Raw genomic sequence first — 14,731 nt, 5'->3', positions numbered from 1 at the left:
TCCCGTACCCTGGCGGCATGCCCGCGGAGGATCCGGCGCCAGAGTACTCGCTTCCGGTCGCTCCGCCCGGGCTTGGTTACGTACCGGAGGGTTACCAGGCGCCACCGACCGGACGGCGGCCGCGCCGCCTGTGGTGGTGGGTGGCGGCGGGTGTCGCGCTCGTGGCCGTGGCGGGAGGGATCCTCACCGCGGTCTTACGCTCCGATGACGCCGACAATCGTGCGGCCACCGGGGACGTGGCGATCACGCTGCGGGTGGTCGGCACGGACGGCAGCCGTCCGTCCACCGCCGCCCTCGATCGCACCAAGCAGATCCTGCTGGCCCGGATGACCGAAGCCGATCTGACCCGTCCGACCGTCACCGTGATCGGCACCGAAACGCTCCTCGTGACGGCCGCGAAGAAGAACACCGAGCAGGTCAAATCCCTGCTGACGCCGGGCAACCTCACGTTCCGCAGAGTGCTCGCCAACGTGCCGGACCAGCCCGGCTCGGGCACGGCCGGATGCCGGGCCGACCCGGTGGAACGCCGCGATCGGGCGGCCGCGCTCGCCTCGGCCAAGGCGAAGCTCGGACCGGCCTTCGACGCTGCCGCCCGGCTTCAGGAGCCCGCCCAGGTCGACGTCGCCGCGCTGGCCGCGTTCGGCACGCTCACCTGCGACGAGATCGAGGCACTACCCGGGCGGATGCAGTACGTGGTTCCCACCGTGACCTGCGCGATGCTCAACAGCCGTGCACCCGGTGCTTTCGACCGCGCCGAGGCCCCCGTCGTCGCCTGCGACGAGGAGCGCACCACCAAGTACCAGCTCGACGTCGCGAAGGTGGTCGGCGCCGACCTCGCGGACGCCGAGGCGAAGATCGATCCGCAGCAGGGCGGCTGGATCGTCAACCTGCGCTTCACCGAGAGCGGCCAGCCGAAGTGGACCGAGCTCACCCGGGAGGCGACGACCGCGACCCCGACCGCCGGCCAGGAGGCGCAGGTGGCCGTCGCGTTGGACAACGTGGTGGTCACCGCACCGACCATCCAGGGCGCGATCACCGGCGACGCGACGATCACGGGCGGCAGGGCCTTCGATCGGCAGACCGCGATGCTGCTCGCCGCGAACCTGACCAACGGCGTGCTGCCGGTGCGACTCGTCATCACGTCGGTCGAGACCATCCGCTGAGCGCAGGGGACAGCAGTTGGCCCGGAGTGCGGTGTGCACTCCGGGCCGTCGCGTTACTGGTTTTCGGCTCAGTAGCCGTAGTCCCAGCAGTAGTCACGCTTCTTGTGGTGGCGGCGACGGCGGCGCGGCTTGTAGCAGTCGTTGTAGTCGTAGTCGTTGCAGTGGTTGTTGTAGTCGTAGTCGTAGCAGCCGCTCATGTCGTCCAGCCTCCTGAAGTGTGTGGTCCGGGGGCGTGTTCCCCGTGTGCCAATAGCTTCGCGTGGAGGAGGCGGCCGCTCGATCAGCGTCCGAACGGCTGGAACGTCGTCTTCCGAACATTCACCGGGCTCGTCAGTTCGCGCGCCGGGTCGGATTCGTGCCGGAACTCGCGCGGGGACAGACCGTAGGCGCTGCGGAACGTTTGGCTGAAATGCGCGGCGCTGCTGAAACCCCATCGAGCTGCGATCGCGCTGATCGGCCGGTCGGCGAGCAGCGGATCGGCTAGGTCGCGTCGACACCTCTCCAGGCGGCGCGCGCGGACCACCCCGGCGACCGTGTGTCCTTCGTCCTGGAACACCTTGTGCAGGTAGCGAACGGAGATGTGGTGCGCGGCCGCGATGTCGCGGGGGGAGAGGCGCGCCTCACCCAGGTGCTGGTTGATGAAGGCGTGAATCTGGGCGAGGAGCGCGCTGCGCCTGGTGTGGGTCGGTACCGCGCGGTGGACGTCCAGCGCGTTGGCCAGCGCCACGGTCAACACGTCGAGGGCGAGCGTCGAGAGGCGCGCCGCATCGGAAGCGCTGAGGTCTCCCAGGTGCCGGGCGAGTTGCAGCAGGAAGACCGACGACAGCGCTCCGATACCTCGACTGACCGGAAGGTGGACCGCAGTAAGGCGCCGTAACTCCCGATGCGGAAACGGCAACAACGAGGGGGAGAATTGGAGGGTCAGCAGCTCGCCGACCGCGATGTCGGGTGCGAGCCCGGTCGCATAGGGCTGAGAGGTGTCGAGGAAGAATAGGTCTCCCGCCTTGAATTCGCCGTCCCGACCGTTCTGTTCCATCATGCCGCGGCCGCGCACCGGGCAACTGAGCTTGAACGTTTCCGGATCGAACCGGCGGATGTGTTGCGGCGTTCGGCGAACGGAGTACGGCGTCGCGGTCATCAGCACTGCGCGAACGGCACCGAGTTCGGTGACGCCGATCCGAGCCTGAAAGTCGTCCTCCTGCCGGCGGTCGCAGCGGGAGTCCATGGGAACCCACGATTGCGTCGTGACTTGGCGCCAGAAGTCGAACCGCTCTTTCGCTGGAATCTTGGCAGTACTGACCAACTCCATGATTTAGCACAGTATCGACCGAGTCACCCTTGCCGCCCGGAGGACGCAGCCCGCTGACGCCGGCGAGCCGGATCGTCAGGCTCGTGCTTGCTGCCCACCGTAGTGCCGCCACGCCTCGACCCCGGCCACCGTCGCGGACCTGGCCTGTCCGAGGCGACGACGAGCCGTCACGGACGGCGGCTCCTTCAGGTCGGCGACGTACCGACGGCACCCGTTCACCACCGCCACCATGCCCAGCGTCGCGCCCGCGAGGCAGGCCAAGAGGCCGCCGGTCAGAAGCACTGCGCTGCCCCCGGCCAGCCGCCGATCGACGTAGCTTGCACCGGTCACGCTGTCAGCACTCATGTGTCTCTCCCCGAATCCGTGGTCGGCCCACCTTGACCCGGATCCCGAACGCCGTCGTCATCCGGTGAGGGTGAGCCCGTCAGCTCGGCACGGCACCCTGCAAGTAGGTGAGCACGGCCCGGACACGGCGATGGTCGTCGGTGTTGTCGGCTGGCAGGTCGAGCTTCGTGAAGATCGCGTTGATGTGCTTGCCGATCACCTTCTCGCTCACGGTCAGCGCCTTGGTGATCGCCGCGTTGGAACGGCCCTCCGCCATCAGCCCGAGCACCTCGCGTTCGCGTGGCGTCAGCCGCGTCAGCGGACTGCGTCTGCGGGTGAGCAGCTGGCGAACGACCTCCGGATCGATGACGCAGCCACCGGCGGCGACCCGCTCGATCGCGTCGATGAAGTCACGAACCTGCAGGACGCGGTCCTTGAGCAGGTAGCCGACGCCGCCGGTGTCGGTCGACTCCAGCAGCGTGGAGGCGTAGGCGGTGGCCACGTACTGGCTCAGGACGAGGACCGGCATCCCCGGGTGGTCGCGGCGGAGCGCGAGAGCCGCGTGCAGGCCCTCGTCGGTGAAGGCAGGCGGCATCCGGACGTCGGTCACGACGACGTCGGGTGCGTGCGCCTCCACCGCACTGATCAGGGCGGTGGCGTCACCGACGGCGGCGACCACGTCGTGGCCGAAACGAGCGAGCAGCGCGACGAGTCCTTCGCGCAGCAGCACGGCGTCGTCGGCGAGGACCACACGGAGAGCCGGCACTACCCCCTCCACGGCAGGTCGAGGGTCAGGACGGTGGGTCCGCCGGGTGGGCTGGCGAGCGTCAGCGTGCCGTCGACGGCGTCGACCCGGTCGGCGAGGCCGGTCAGGCCGGTGCCGTTGGCGGCGTCCGCCCCGCCGACCCCGTCGTCGCGGACCTCGATGACCAGGCGGGACGCGCGAAGGCCGCCGGTGATCGTGACCGTGGTGGCTGCGGCGTGTTTCGCGGCGTTGCTGAGCGCCTCGGTGACGACGAAGTACGCGGTCGACTCCACCGTGGACGGCAGCCGGTGCGGGAGGTCGAGCGCCACGTCGACGGGCGTCGTCGACCGGTCGGCCAGCTCCGCGACCGCCGCGGCGAGGCCGAGATCGGTGAGGACCTGCGGGTGGATGCCACGAATCAACTCGCGTAGTTCGGCCAGGGCCGCCGCCGACTGGTCGGCGGCCCGTCGCAGCAGGGCCTTGGCGGCCTGCGGGTCGTCGTCGAACTCCAGTTCCGCGGTGACCAGCGTGACGCCGAGCTCGAGCAGGTGCTGCTGGGCGCCGTCGTGCAGATCGCGTTCGATCCGGCGCCGTTCCACCTCGAACGCGTCGATCAGCCGGGCGCGGGAGTGGGTCAGCGTGCGCACGGCCGCCTCCGCGCCGGGAGCGAGCAGCAGCCGAGCCAGGCTGCCGTGGGCGACCGCCGCGAGCGGCACGACGTAGCTCGCCGCGACCATCAGCACCAGCAGGGTCAGCACGATCAGCACCGTGACCACGACGATCGCCCCCGCGTCGGACGTCTCCGGCGCACCGCCGGGCGCCGGGCTGGTGCGCGTCCAGGAACCCAACCCGAGCACGAGCACAGGCGCGAACACCAGCGCGATCGCGATCACGTCGAGCACCAGCAGGACGGTTCCGTGCAGGACGAGGTAGGCCAGCTCACGCCAGGTCACCGGCTCGGCATAACGCGAACGCAGCCACCCGACGACCCCCGGTCGCTCCGGGCGGCGGTGCGGGTCGGTCAGCGCTGGTCCACCGAGCAGAACAGTTCGACGCCGTTCGAGCGCCACCAGCGGCAGCGTCAGGAGCGGGACCCCGACGCCCGCGCCGACCAGCAGCGCGACCGGCAACCAGACCAGCGTGACCGTCCCGACCAGGACGCCGGAGGCCAGGTACGCCACCGCGCGCAGCGGCCACAGCGAGAGGAAGAACCGCCGCGGGCCGGCCTGCAGCGCCGCCCCTAACGTCGTCATGCCCCACACCGTAGGTGGTAGTGCTAGCCCACCCCCGAAGATGCGGCTGCGGGCTCCTGTGGTGCCGCCGAGGCGTCGGTTTGATGGTCCTGTGACCACAATAGAGGCCCGCGACCTGCGGAAACGGTACGGCCGCACGGTCGCGGTCGAGAACCTGTCGTTCACCGTGAAACCCGGCGTCGTCACCGGGTTCGTCGGTCCCAACGGGGCGGGCAAGTCCACGACGCTGCGGCTGATCCTCGGGCTGGACTCGCCCGACGCGGGCTGCGCCCTGATCGGCGGCCGGCCCTACCGCGCGCTCCGGACGCCACTGCGCAGCGTCGGCGCCCTGCTCGACGCCGGGGCGGTGCACCCCGGCCGCACCGCCCACGACCACCTGCTCTGGCTGGCCCAGTCCAACGGGTTGCCGCGCCGCCGCGTCCGGGAGGTGCTCGACCTGGTCGGGCTCGGCTCGGTAGCGCGCCGCCGCGCCGGGCGGTTCTCGCTCGGGATGCGGCAGCGGCTCGGGATCGCCGGCGCGCTGCTCGGCGACGCGCCGGTCCTGATCTTCGACGAACCGGTCAACGGGCTGGACCCCGACGGCGTGCACTGGGCGCGCCACCTGCTGCGCGGGCTGGCCGCGGAAGGGCGCACGGTGCTGGTCTCCAGCCACCTGCTCTCCGAGCTGGCCGACACTGCCCACCACCTGATCGTCATCGGCCGTGGCCGGTTGCTCGCCGACGCGAGCGTCGCCGACCTGCTCGCCGACGCGTCACGTCGGCACGGAGGGCAGCGTCCTTCGCTGGAGCAGGCCTACTTCGACCTCACCCGCGCCGCCGTCGAGTACCGCGAGGCAGGTTCCGATGCCCGCTGAGAAATTCCGCTGGGTGCTGCGCGCCGAGTGGACCAAGCTGCGGTCGGTCCTGGGCACCGTCGGTTGCCTGGCCGCCGCGATGAGTGCCCTGCTCGGCGTGGCGCTGCTGATCTCGTCGGGCAACCCCGGCACGTTCGGGGACGCGGATTACGTCGACGAGTTCCGCATCGACCATCGTCCGCTCGACGGCGACGGAACCCTCGTCGCTCGCGTCCGAAGCATGGACAGCAGCCACCCGTGGGCGATGGCAGGCATTCTGGTCAAGCAGAGCTTGACCAGCGGTTCGCCGTACGCGGCCCTGTTCCTGACCCCCCGTCACGGCGTCCGCCTCCAAGCAAACTTCACTGTGGACGCCATGGGCAGCCGCCAGGCAGCGAGCCGCTACCTGAAACTGATCCGCGCGGGGGACCGCATCACCGGTTACGAATCGGCGGACGGCGCCGCGTGGACCGAGGTCGGCAGCGCGACCCTGCCGCATCTCCCGCGGACGGTCGAAGTCGGGCTGTTCGTGACCGGGCCCGGCTTGACCCGCGTCCAGCCGATGCGCCCGACGGTGCAGCGAACCCGGCCGACGACGGCACACTTCGACCAGGTGGCCCTGACCCCTGCGACGCCCGGCGGGTGGACCGCTGCGCGCCTCGGTGGGGAGGCTCCGAGCGAGCCCGGTGGCCCGGACGCCGCCGGTGTGTTCACGCTGTTCGGAGACGGCGACATCATCCGCCGATCCGACGACGGGAGCCGGGTGATCGCCGCCACGGCGGGCACGATCTTCGCGATCCTGCCCGCGATCGCGCTCGGCGTCCTGGCGATGACCGCCGAGTATCGATGGCGCCTGGGCTGGGTCACGTTCACGGCCGGTCCTCGTCGCGGCCGCGTGTTGGCAGCGAAAGCGATCGTCGTCGCGACCGCCACCTTCGGCGCCGGGCTCGCGGCCACCCTGGTCGGATTCCTGGTGATCCAACCGCGGCTGCGCGGCCAGGGTTTCGGTCCGCCGACCTACCCGGACCCGTCCCTGCTCGACCCCGCGACGTTCCGGGTCCTGGCGGGCACCGCCGGTTTCCTCGCGCTGCTCGCGCTGGTGAGTCTCGGCGTCGCCACGATCGTGCGGCGCAGCGCCGGTGCGATCACCGCGGTTGCCGCCGCGGTTTTCGTCCCCATTGTCGTTCTGCCGTTTCTGCCGGAGACGGCCACCATTTGGCTGCAGCGGGTCGTCCCGCTGGCCGGGCTGTCGCTCCAGCAGTTGCGGGAGACCGACGACACGTTCCTGCTGCCCTGGGTCGGGCACCCGTGGGCCGGAGCGCTGATCCTCGGCGGCTACGCCGCGGTCACGCTGGGCCTCGGATACTGGCGGCTGCGCCGGAGCGACGTATGAGTCCGCTGCGGGCCGAGTTCACGAAGCTACGCACGCTCCGCAGCACGGCGTGGCTACCGGTCGTCGCCGCGGCCACGACCGTCGGGCTGAGCGCGGTCGTCTGCGCGGTGGCCGTCACTGGCGATCCGATCCGGCTCGTTCTCTCCGGGGTGACGCTGGGACAGGTCCCGCTCGTCGCCGCGGCGACGCTCGCCATCACCGGCGAATACCAGACCGGGCTCATCCGGCCGACGCTCACCGCCACTCCGCAGCGGCTGGTGCTCTTCGCGGCCAAAATCCTCGCGCTCGTGGCCACGATCCTGCCGTTCTGCCTGCTGGGCGTGGTCGCCGCGCTGCTCGCCGGAGACGCGATCCTGGCCGACTTCTCGCCGGCCGACGGGGCGACGCTGCGGGCCGCGGGCGGAGCCGTGGGCTACCTCGGCCTCGTCGCCCTGATGACGTTCGGCCTCGCCACGGCCATCCGCGGCACCGCACCCGCCCTGCTCACCGTCCTGGCTCTTCTCTTCCTGACGCCGCAACTCGCGCAGCTGGTCACCGCCGAGCCGTGGCACACCCGGCTGGAGAAGTACGCGCCGATGAATGCCGGGCTCGCGGTCCTCGGTGCGTACGGGGGTGCCGCGCTCGTGCTCGGCGCCGTCCTGTTCGTCCGCCGGGACGCCTGAGCTCAGGTGAAGGCGGGCGCGCAGCCGACTGCGCCACAGGGCGGAGGCCGCCTCGAGCTTGCTGAGCGCCATCGTTGGTGGCGCATCGGTCCAGATGTAGAGGCAGACCAGCAGAACCAGCGTGGTCGTACAGCCGAAGGCTAGGCCGGGTTGTCGCACGGACCAGCCGAGCCCGATCACGAAGGGCGCCCCGGCCCAGAAATACTGCGCGCCCCGGGGTACCTGCCAGTCGGCGAGCCCGGCCGCGAGCGCCCGCAGGAAGCCGTTCGTCAGAACCAGCGCGAACAACAGGCCGAAGAGCAGGCTCGCGGCGCCGGCCACGATTGAATGACCGGCGACGGTGACGTGCCTGCCAGGTAGGTCCTCCGCCGCGCGCAGGAACACCGGATCCAACGCCGCGGCGAGCTGGTCACCCCAGATCAGCGCATAGGTGGCCAGAGCGCTTAGTACGCCGACCTCGACGACGGTCATGACGATATGAACTATGAGCGACGAATGACCGGGATCCTCGACCGACGCCTCTCGCTCCTCCTTTGACATCGCCCGCCACGCCGACCAGCGCCGCCAGAGCCGCAACCCGGCGGCGGCCGTGGCCCCCGCAGCCAGGCTCACGGCCGCACGATCGTGAATGGTCTGCACCCACATCGTGGCCACGATGTTCACGACGAGGAGCGGCCCGAAGTGGAACACCATTCGTCCGGTCGGGCCGCCCATCGTCAGCCTCTCGGGAATGAGCCAGCCGTAGACGGGCCAGGTCAGCGACGCGACCATCAGGGTGACCACCGCGCCGACCACCCATGAGGACACCGTCGTGTACGTGCCGGCGTCGAGCAACGCCCCAGCGGTGTAGCTGATGCTGACCAAGCCGACCGCCACTACGACGTCGCCGCGGCGCGGCAAACGCACGGGCATCCCGACCAGCCTCCTCAGGCAGGAGGTGCAGCCGACCGCCGCCCCTCCGCCGCCTCTGTCGGTGATCCACCGACGCTAGCCGCGGCCGAGGGCGCCGGACACGGTCGTGTCGCGAATGCGGCTGTGTCGATAGCTGCTCGTGCTGACCTTCGTGATCAGTCGTCGATGGCCTGGTAGAGCGTCGTCCAGAAGTCGTGGATGACCCTCGCCGAAGCTGCGCACCGCCATGCCGAAGCCCCAGGCTTTCCGGGCGGCGAGTTGTGGGTCGGGGGCGTAGAGCGGTGGACGCGCCGTGATGTCACGTTTGTGTGCATCAGCGACTCGCCGATCCTGCAGTACGCGCCGGTGTGGGCGCAGCGCCGGTGAAACGACGCTGGTCCGGGCCTTCGCGCGGGCCGCTGTAGACGCCAGGGCGGCCGACGGCTGACACACGATCGCTTTCCGCGCTGACGCGACCCCGGTACGCTGGTCAAACGGAGCTGTTCGCATCCATTGAGGACGAACGACGGAGCCGCCCATGTGGCCGAGCCTGCCCCAACAAGCCCTGTACGCGGCCGGTAACGAAGAACTCGGACGCCCGGACACGGTGTTCCGATCTCGCCAGAGAGTCTCGATCAAAGCGGCGGCGTTCGTCGTCGGAGGCGGCTGCGTAGCGGCCGTCGTCCTGGCGCTGGTGGGACTGCCGTACATCGGCGTAGTCCTGCTCCTGGTCTTGGTGGCGTCGCTCGGCCTCTGGTATCTCGTGCCCCCGGCCTTGGAGCGCCGCTGGCTCGCGGCTTATGAGCACGGGTTCGTCGACGTCGTCGAACCACCGGTCGGTGGACCCGTCGTGCGGATCGTCCGGTGGAGCCAGGTGGCGGGTGTGCAGCTGTCGAGCGGTTCCGGCGACAGGTTCGCGCTTGCGCTGCGGCCGCCTGGTAGTGGGGTCGTGGCGCCGGTGGGAACCGTCGGCCAACCTGCCGCCGAGCCAGACCCCGCGGTCCCGCCCGACGCCACACCGGCCGCTCCGTCCGAAGCCACGCCATCCGCTCCGTCCGAGGCCACGCCAGACGCTCCGTCCGAAGCCACGCCAGACGCTCCGTCCGAAGCCACGCCAGACGCTCCGTCCGAGGCCAGGCCGGCCGAGGTTGCTCCGGCCGCTTCGGCCGAGGTCAGCCCGGCGGCTCCGGCGGAGACCGCCGCCCCGGCCGCCCCGGCCGCCCCGGCCGCCCCGGCCGCCCCGGCCGATGCCGCGGCCGAGGCCGGGGCCGCGCCCGGGTCTGCGGCTGACGTCACGCCTGACGCCTCGTCGGGCGTCGCGCCCGACGCGCCGAGCGGCACCCCCACGACCGGGCCGGACATCCCCGCGGCGACCCCGGTGCCCGACGGCGCCGGCGCAGAACCGCGCCTTCTGCCCCTGACCGGCTTAGCCCCCCGCGACCGCCTGATCGACACGATCGAACGCCACGTGCCGGGCGCCGTCGATCCCGCCGCGCGGCAGAGCTGGTCCCGGCACCACCGGCACAATCGGCGGGCCGCAGCCGGCCTCGGCGCCCTGGCCCTCGCCACGATGCTGCTCGTCGCGCTGCTCCCCGGCAGCGGCTCGGCCGAGCCGTCGGTCGCCGGATCGTTCGCCCCGCAGGGCAGCCCGAGGAGCTACTCCACCGTCATCGACTCCCCGCTCCCGCCGGTCTACAGCGAGACCCCCACCGTGCCGGACGACGGATCCGGCGGCGTGGTGACAGGCGTCCCCGGGTCCACCTACGACTACGCGGCCGTCTGCGACGGCACCGTGTTCCTCGACGCGCCGGCCTACGAGGGCCCACCCCGGCACTACGTCTTCATCGACGTCGAAGCCCGTACCGGTAGCGACGACGCGGAGTACTACCTGGGGGACCTCAGCGCGTGGGAGTCCAGCTCGCCGAGCGAGATCCAGCTGGTCGCCTGCGTCAGGTACACGCTGGGCAGCGTGATCGGCAGCTGCCGCTACCAGGGCTCCACCAGCCGGGTTATCACACAGACCCTGCGCAATGCCTCGTACCAGGTGACGGTCCGGGCCGCGCGAACCGGTGCGCTGGTCGGCCAGAGCACGTTCGGCGGCAACGTCAGGTCCTGCAAAGAGAGCATCGTGACGTTCGGCGGCGAAGCACCCTCGATCCAGATCGCTCGGCCGAGCCTCCCCCAACTTCGGAAGGCGATCGGCCGCTACGTGACGGGCTGAGCCGGGGGACTTGCCCATTATCGGCATGAACTGGTGTTATTTAGGCAGCACCTGCCGATGGGGTAGGAAACTCTCTTTCTGCGGGGAACGCGCGTGAAGCTCGCAAACCTGACGATCGGTCGCCGGCTCGGCGTCGGCTTTCTGGTCGTAGTGCTGTGCATGGTCGGCTTGGTCGCCGTGGGCGGCGTCCAAGTAAATCGGATCAGCGACCGGTTGACGGTCATCAATGATGTGAACGCCGTCAAGCAAAGTTATGCGGTGGACTTCCGGGGCAGCGTCCACGATCGCGCCATCGCCGTCCGCGACCTGGTGCTCGCCACGACCTCCGCGGAGGTCCAGACGGAGGTCGACACGATCGCCGGCCTCACCGACGACTACGACGAAGCGGCGAGCAAGATGGCCGACATCTTCGCCGACGAATCGAAGGTGAACTCCGACGAGAAGTCTGCGCTCGCGGACATCGAGACGGTGCAGGCCGCAACGCTGCCGATGATCGAGCAGATGATCAGCCTCCGCCAGGCCGGCAACGTCGCCGGAGCGCTCAAGGTGCTGACCGACCAGGCCAAGGCCTCGTTCGTCGAGTGGCTGCGGGTGATCAACGTGTTCATCGACCTCGAGGCCTCGATGAACCAGGACGTGACCAGCGAGACGCGGGACATCGCCGACGGGTTCTTCACGGTCATGCTGGCGCTCTGCGTGGTGGCGGTGCTGCTCGCGATCGCGGTGGCGTGGTGGGTGACCCGCAGCATCACCCGGCCGCTCGACGAGGCGGGAACCGTGCTGCGTGCGGTGGCGCAAGGCGATCTGACCCGGAGGCTCGACGTCGCGTCGAACGACGAGGTGGGGCAGATGGGCCGCTCGATGAACACCGCGCTGGCGGCGATCGGCGGCGTGATGGCGGAGTTCGATCGCAGCGCCGGTCGGCTCGCGGGTGCCAGCGCGCGGATCGGCGAGTTGTCGGCGACCATCGCTACCGATGCGGTGGAGTCCTCGTCGCAGGCCGACGTGGTCTCCGCGGCCGCCGACGAGGTGTCGCGCAACGTCCAGGTAGTGGCTACCGGAGCCGGGGAAATGGGCACGTCGATCCGGGAGATCTCACACAACGCCAACGAGGCGGCGACCGTCGGGGCGCAAGCCGTTACCGCCGTCGAGACGACTACCGCGACGATCTCCCGGCTGGGGGAGTCGAGCCGGGAGATCGGCGACGTGGTGAAGACGATCACCTCGATCGCCGAGCAGACCAACCTGCTGGCGCTGAACGCGACGATCGAAGCGGCGCGTGCCGGGGAGTCCGGCAAAGGCTTCGCCGTGGTTGCGAACGAGGTCAAGGAACTGGCGCAGGAGACCGCCCGGGCGACTGAGGACATCTCCCGGCGGGTCGAAGCCATCCAGAACGACACCGGCAGTGCCGTCGCCGCGATCGGGGACGTCACCCGGGTAATTACGCAGATCAACGACTATCAGACGACGATCGCGTCCGCCGTGGAGGAGCAGACCGCGACGACCACCGAGATGAACCGCAGCGTGGCCGAGGCGGCGTCCGGTTCCACGCGGATCGCGGCGAGCATCGGCGGAGTCGCCGAGGCGTCCAGGGCGACGACCGCGTCGGTCGCCCAGTCCCAGGACGCCGCCCGAGAACTCGCGGACGTGTCGAGTCAGCTCCAAGGGCTGATCGCCGGTTTCCGCTTCTGAGGACGGACTCTTCGCGGAGCGGGCTCTGGCCGTTGCTGCTGGACAGCCTCGTCGAGAGCTCACCAGGGAATGACGCCCTCGTCGTCGAAGAATCCTCCGGTCGGGCCGTCGGCGGGCAGCGTCGCGAGTTTGATCGCGATCGCCGCACCCTGCTCGGGCGTGCGGAAACCGCGGAAGCCGTTGAGGTCGGTCGCGGTGTAACCGGGGCACCCGGCGTTGATGAGGATGCCGGTATCGGCCAGCGCCTTGGCGTACTGGACCGTGACGGCGTTGAGGAACGTCTTCGACGGCGCGTACGCCATGCTCAGCGGGCCGGTCTCGACGTCGGCCGCGCTCTGCCGGGTGAGTGATCCGACGGTGCTCGACATGTTGACGATCCGCGGTGACGCCGAGCGGCGCAGCAGTGGCAGGAACGTGTCGGTGACTCGGATGACGCCGATGACGTTGGTCTCCACGGCTGCCCGCACAACGTCGAGGTCGGCCGTGGTCGGTTCCTGCGCCATGCCGCCGGTGATGCCGGCGTTGTTGACCAGCACGTCCAGTCGGCCGGTGCGGTCCTCGATCAGCCGCGCGGCAGCGGTCACGCTCGCGTCAGAGATCACGTCGAGTGGGACGCCGAACGCGTCCACACCGCCCGCCCGCAACTTTTCGACGGCGGCCTCCCGCCGAGCGTCGTCCCGGGCGCCGACGCCGACGCTCCACCCGAGCGCCCCCAGACCGGCCGCGATCTCGAATCCGATTCCCTTGTTGGCGCCGGTGACCAGCGCGATTGTCTGCTCGCTCATGCCATCGATCGTGTCGGTGGGTGGGCGCTGACCGCCAACACCGATCGAGTGCCGAACGATACCCTCAGGGTATTGATGCGGGGGTAACGTGGATGGCATGGAGACGCGGGAGCTCCGTTACTTCGTTGCCGTCGCCGAGGAACTACATTTCGGACGCGCGGCGCAGCGCCTCGGCATCGCCCAGCCGCCGCTCTCGCGGGCGATCCAGCGGCTCGAGCGTCGGCTGGGCGTGGCACTGTTGGAGCGCACCAGCCGCGCGGTCACGCTCACCGACGCCGGGTCGGTGCTGCTCAGAGAAGGGCTGGCGGCCCTCGACGCGATCGACGCCGCCGACCGCCGGACCCGCCGAGCGGTGGCAGGCGGCCCGAAGCTCGTGCTCGTGACGAAGGCCGGTGCGTCCAGCGAGCTGCTCGCCAAGCTGCTCGACGCGTACGCCGCCGAGCCCGGTGCGGTCCCGGTCGACATAATCTTGTGCGCCGTCGCTGAGCAGGAGCGGCTGCTGCGCGACGGCCGGGCCGACGTAGCGCTGTTGCACCGGCCGTTCGACTCGACGGTCGGGTTCGATACCGAGAATCTGCGTACGGAGGGGCAGGTCGCGCTGCTGCCGACCGGGCATCCGCTCAGCAGCCGGGCTTCCGTGCGGATGACTGACGTCAGCGCTCTGCCGGATCTGCCGATGCCGCGCTGGCCCCGCGCCGATGGCACGTATCCGGACGGCTCGGGGCCGGAGGTGCACGACCACACGCAGCTGCTCCAGTTGGTCGGGCTCGGGCGGACCGTAGTGGTGCTGCCCGAGTCGGTCCGGGCCCACCTGCGCGACGACGTCGCGGCCGTACCGGTCGAGGACGCTCCGCCGGTAACGACCGTGATCGCCTGGCCGCCGCACAGTCGCTCCCGGGCGCTGGCAGACCTGATCCGCGTCGCAAGCCGGCTCTGATACGACAGGAGATCCGGATGGAGCTGGCCGCCGTCGGCCCAGGTCGGTTCGACGCTGGGCCTTGCTAGCGATCAGCGTGCCGGATCAGATTGGCCGCGACTGCCGTCGCAGGGTCGGTGGGTTCCGTCAGCCTTCCCGATCCGCGGAGGTCGTCGGCCGTGCAGCTGCGGGTACTGGGCATCGCTTGCAGGCTGATCGGGGTTGTGTCCGCGCTGCGCGACAGGCACTTCGGTGGCGGCAGCGTCGACTCGGCCAGTGCGGCTCGGCGCCACCCCGTGCGGCCCGGCGCCACCCCGTGCGGCCCGGCGCCACCCCGTGCGGCTCGGCGGCGCCCGCGCGGTTTGGCGGGTTCGGCCAGTGCGGCTCGGCCGGGTCGGCGGGCATGCCGATGGGCCGGGCGGGGGGTGCCGCCCGGCGGTTTCGGCTGCTGGGTCGCTAGTCGGGTGGGTCGAGGATGGTGCCGTCGGGTCGGCGGATGGTGAGTTCTCGTCCGTCGAGTTGGAGGGTCCAGCCTTCGTCGTGGA

The 14,731-nt window shown here is 70.6% G+C and carries 13 protein-coding genes; 7 read left to right on the top strand and 6 right to left on the bottom strand.

Annotated features, from left to right (window positions below):
• Window positions 1–17 precede the first annotated feature (17 nt).
• Window positions 18–1,163: a SecDF P1 head subdomain-containing protein gene (locus tag BUB75_RS39560; RefSeq protein ID WP_143175707.1), complete on the top strand. Its 1,146-nt coding sequence runs from the start codon at window positions 18–20 to the stop codon at window positions 1,161–1,163.
• A 68-nt stretch (window positions 1,164–1,231) separates the two neighbouring features.
• Here BUB75_RS39560 and BUB75_RS48330 read toward each other — a convergent pair whose 3' ends face one another.
• From BUB75_RS48330 to BUB75_RS39540, 5 genes are all read right to left on the bottom strand, one after another.
• Window positions 1,232–1,360: a hypothetical protein gene (locus BUB75_RS48330; protein WP_281248387.1), complete on the bottom strand. Its 129-nt coding sequence runs from the start codon at window positions 1,358–1,360 to the stop codon at window positions 1,232–1,234.
• Between the two features lie 83 nt (window positions 1,361–1,443).
• Window positions 1,444–2,472 (bottom strand): helix-turn-helix domain-containing protein, encoded by a 1,029-nt coding sequence (locus BUB75_RS39555; protein ID WP_084742297.1) that lies wholly within the window; start codon window positions 2,470–2,472, stop codon window positions 1,444–1,446.
• Window positions 2,473–2,547: 75 nt separating this feature from the next.
• Window positions 2,548–2,817 carry a hypothetical protein gene (locus BUB75_RS39550; RefSeq protein ID WP_073265163.1) on the bottom strand — a complete coding sequence of 90 codons (270 nt, stop codon included), beginning with the start codon at window positions 2,815–2,817 and terminating at the stop codon, window positions 2,548–2,550.
• A gap of 79 nt (window positions 2,818–2,896) precedes the next feature.
• Window positions 2,897–3,562 carry a response regulator transcription factor gene (locus tag BUB75_RS39545; RefSeq protein ID WP_073265161.1) on the bottom strand — a complete coding sequence of 222 codons (666 nt, stop codon included), beginning with the start codon at window positions 3,560–3,562 and terminating at the stop codon, window positions 2,897–2,899.
• The gene (locus BUB75_RS39540) at window positions 3,562–4,794 is read right to left on the bottom strand and encodes a sensor histidine kinase (RefSeq protein ID WP_073265159.1); all 1,233 of its coding nucleotides are present in this window, start codon (window positions 4,792–4,794) and stop codon (window positions 3,562–3,564) included. The genes BUB75_RS39545 and BUB75_RS39540 overlap by 1 nt, the downstream gene beginning before the upstream one ends.
• Before the next feature lie 40 nt (window positions 4,795–4,834).
• Between BUB75_RS39540 and BUB75_RS39535 the strand changes: the two genes are divergently transcribed.
• The 5 genes from BUB75_RS39535 to BUB75_RS39515 all read left to right on the top strand — a co-directional run bounded on the left by BUB75_RS39535 (window position 4,835) and on the right by BUB75_RS39515 (window position 12,485).
• Window positions 4,835–5,647: an ABC transporter ATP-binding protein gene (locus tag BUB75_RS39535; RefSeq protein ID WP_073265157.1), complete on the top strand. Its 813-nt coding sequence runs from the start codon at window positions 4,835–4,837 to the stop codon at window positions 5,645–5,647.
• Window positions 5,637–7,019 carry an ABC transporter permease subunit gene (locus BUB75_RS39530; protein WP_073265154.1) on the top strand — a complete coding sequence of 461 codons (1,383 nt, stop codon included), beginning with the start codon at window positions 5,637–5,639 and terminating at the stop codon, window positions 7,017–7,019. Before BUB75_RS39535 ends, BUB75_RS39530 begins: the two co-directional genes overlap by 11 nt.
• On the top strand, window positions 7,016–7,681 hold the full coding sequence (locus tag BUB75_RS39525) for a hypothetical protein (protein WP_073265152.1): 666 nt from the start codon (window positions 7,016–7,018) through the stop codon (window positions 7,679–7,681). The genes BUB75_RS39530 and BUB75_RS39525 overlap by 4 nt, the downstream gene beginning before the upstream one ends.
• 1,429 nt (window positions 7,682–9,110) lie before the next feature.
• Entirely contained in the window at window positions 9,111–10,793 is a 1,683-nt protein-coding gene (locus tag BUB75_RS46780; RefSeq protein WP_073265149.1) for a hypothetical protein, read from the top strand.
• Window positions 10,794–10,886: 93 nt separating this feature from the next.
• A complete protein-coding gene (locus BUB75_RS39515) occupies window positions 10,887–12,485 on the top strand; it encodes a methyl-accepting chemotaxis protein (RefSeq protein WP_073265148.1) in 1,599 nt (532 codons plus the stop codon).
• 59 nt (window positions 12,486–12,544) lie between these two features.
• On the opposite strand, the gene BUB75_RS39510 is transcribed toward BUB75_RS39515, so the two are convergent.
• The gene (locus BUB75_RS39510) at window positions 12,545–13,270 is read right to left on the bottom strand and encodes an SDR family oxidoreductase (protein ID WP_073265146.1); all 726 of its coding nucleotides are present in this window, start codon (window positions 13,268–13,270) and stop codon (window positions 12,545–12,547) included.
• 97 nt (window positions 13,271–13,367) lie between these two features.
• Here BUB75_RS39510 and BUB75_RS39505 point away from each other — a divergent pair, with 97 nt between their 5' ends.
• Window positions 13,368–14,207, top strand: coding sequence for a LysR family transcriptional regulator (locus BUB75_RS39505; RefSeq protein WP_073265143.1), 840 nt, complete (start codon window positions 13,368–13,370; stop codon window positions 14,205–14,207).
• Window positions 14,208–14,731 lie beyond the last annotated feature (524 nt).

Source organism: Cryptosporangium aurantiacum, assembly GCF_900143005.1.
GTDB lineage: Bacteria > Actinomycetota > Actinomycetes > Mycobacteriales > Cryptosporangiaceae > Cryptosporangium > Cryptosporangium aurantiacum.
The sequence above is the reverse complement of the archived record's forward strand: the minus strand, read 5'-3'. Positions and strand labels throughout refer to the sequence as shown.